The following is a 2810-nucleotide window of genomic DNA, read 5'->3' as shown; positions in this document are numbered from 1 at the left end:
TCTTTTTCATGTCAGCATGATGACACCAAAAAACGATCGTTCAAGTGGTCATTGCGATCTTAATAAGATCGCGGTATTTATTGTCAATAGGGGGCTGGTGAACGGTTACAACGACCGACCGTACCATCGGCTAAATCTCTTTTCGCTCATTGCTGAATATCGGCTCAGATTACGGAAGGTGGCCTTTTCCTGAAACACTACGAGTACTGAAAGCAGTAATCCGATGAAGACTTTTTGGGGCTTTTTGACTAGAGACATAGCATCCAAAGACTTTTTTACAATAGGATTCATGTTGGTTGATATCAGCGAAAAAAGGGATATCTACTCTACTCAACTATTCGTTGGATTCCGATATCAAAGAATATTTTTTAAAAATATGTCCGAAGTATTGTTAAAATGTATTATTAATAATTTATGTTATTGTTTATGTACTGGTATCGTTTTCATGGATTGAACATTGGAGCAATTTCGTAGCCTACAGCGTTATACGTTAAAAATGAGACTATTTAATGCCCTTAGGGGGACATTAATTTTTTTGATCATTATTTTATTTGCGACTTTTTTTCAATTTCCTCTGACTCTATTTGCTATTTTACCAGCCTTGGTTCTTATGTTCATTTCTAAAGATGAGTCTTATACAGCAGGCACCTCTCTAGTTTGTGGTGTGTTATTGAGCGTTGTATTAATGAGTGTTTGTATTCATTTTTTTTCACAACAACCTTATTTGTTTTTCTTTTTTTCTTTGCTTATTTCATTCGCTCAGGCGTATTGGGTCGCTGAAGCAATGCGTAATCGCTGGCCACATCAAATTGCGGCTATTTTTTCAATTATCGTGACTGTAACGATTGTCTTCACTGCTAGTTCAACTTCTGAAACGACGGAAGTATTTGCTACTCAATGGTTGGTACAGTTTCTGATAGGGTTAGTGATCCTCTGGTTTATTACTCAATTGGTTTGGCCATTACCAAGAAGCTTAGATGTATTGAAAGTGTATAGTGGACTGATTGAAGAATATATTTTTTTGTTAAAGCAAAATGCAGAAGCCTTTATACAAAAAGAAAAAATTGAACGTATTCCTGTGGCTATCACTTTGAATACGCTTCATGACATAGAAGTATTAATTAAGACACGCAAGAATCATTTGAGTCATGAAACACCTCATTTTCAAGTGTTGCTCATTCAACTCGATGCTTTATCACATTTAATGGTCAATATCCGATTAATAGAAACAGTGTTAATCAGGCTCAATGATAAAGAGATAGATATTGATGCGCGCCGACATGTTGGATTTGAAATCATGTCGTTAGTGCGTCGCTTAGATATTTTAATGCAATGTTTTTTATTTAATAAAATACCGAAGGAAGCATTTATTCTTGATAATGCGGAAAGTGGAACAAAGAATGAAATACAAATACCATATAAATTGAGTGGTATTTATGTGCATATACATGCTGCGAATAAAAATATTACGGTATTAATGAATAGCCTCAATGAAGTAAGTGATCATGCTCGCTATTTGATGACGAGTAAAAATGATATAAAAGAATATGTGAAGATGGATGTTAAAACGCTACACGTTGATAGTTTGAAAAGCGCGATTAAGATGATGTTGGCAATAACGCTAGCTCTTCTAATTCACATTGTTTTACCTAATGTACCTACGAGCAGTTATCTCGTGATTAGTATTGTTGTTATGCTGGCTCAAGTTAACCTTGGTGGTATTCACCTAAGATTACCATTATGGATATTTGGGATTGTTACCGGTATGAGTTACAGTATTTTAGGTATATTCATTATCAGTGCGCAGGAACATTTAATTTTACTCATAGTATGGATGGCGGCAGGTTTTTTATTTGGCAGTTATTTGGCTGCGGGTTCCGCTAAAATAGCCTACGGCGGTGTGCAGTTTTGCATTGGTATGACGATGACATTTGGTAGTCAAGCTTTGCCATTAAGTCCTCCTGATGAAACTTTCGAAAGATTGATTGGAGCGTTAATTGGCTTTTTTATTTCATTTTTAGTGGCTCACTTCATCTGGCCTCAACAACCGCGTCAACAATTTAGGAATTCAGCTGCTAACATATTGATTGAAGCTAAAGGTTTTTTATTAACACTGATAAAGTTTAATCATGAAGGGGGTGATGAAATAGAAAAGCAATTTTATCAAGTGAGTCTCAGTCTGCGATCTAACCTTATTCTTATTAATGATTACAGTCATACCTTTCATAAAAGTGCCATGATTGAAGAATACATGCATCAAGTTAACTTGTCCTGTAGTCGATTATCTTTGCAAGTTATCACTGTTTATGATGTTTTTAAAAACCTTGAAAGTCTTCAGGAAAAGATACGCTATGTACATATTTTTGTTGAGCACGAAGAGGTACTTTTTAACTTAATTGAGGAAGCCTCTGAAATGGTATCTGATGTTGAAAAGCGGGTGAAAGAAAATATATTGGACTTTCAACTAAAGTTAAGTACTTTTTTATCGAAAATAGAAGGTGAGTCATCTACGTCACTGATTGATGTTAAAGGTGAATATCCACAAAGTAAGGCCTGTTATGCTAAATTTGCACTACTGGGGGTAATAAGTGAACTGCAAACGATTTCCAATTTTATATTAAAACCAGCTTACTATGATCAATCTACTGGTCTTGTCGATAAAAGTAAGAGTATGAATGTTGAATTGAAAAAGGACAAACGATGAAACGGTTTCGATTACTTTTTTATTCTATCAATGCTTGGTTAACTGCATTGTTATTATTGTTTCTATTAATGGTCATATTTTTTATTTTAGCCGATCGTTATACACC

At 34.8% G+C, this 2810-nt stretch carries 2 protein-coding genes; both read left to right on the top strand.

All coding sequences use genetic code 11. From position 1 onward, the window contains the following. Positions 1-193 (top strand): hypothetical protein (locus tag L2764_RS26595; protein ID WP_248943351.1); only part of this gene is annotated, 193 nt, incomplete at its 5' end. A gap of 264 nt (positions 194-457) precedes the next feature. Further along, the gene (locus tag L2764_RS26590) at positions 458-2704 is read left to right on the top strand and encodes a hypothetical protein (RefSeq protein ID WP_248943350.1); all 2247 of its coding nucleotides are present in this window, start codon (positions 458-460) and stop codon (positions 2702-2704) included. Positions 2705-2810: the final 106 nt, after the last annotated feature.

The organism is Shewanella surugensis (genome assembly GCF_023284005.1).
In the GTDB taxonomy this organism is placed as follows: Bacteria; Pseudomonadota; Gammaproteobacteria; order Enterobacterales; family Shewanellaceae; genus Shewanella; species Shewanella surugensis.
Note: the sequence above shows the minus strand (reverse complement) of the source record. Positions and strands in the feature narration are given on the sequence as shown.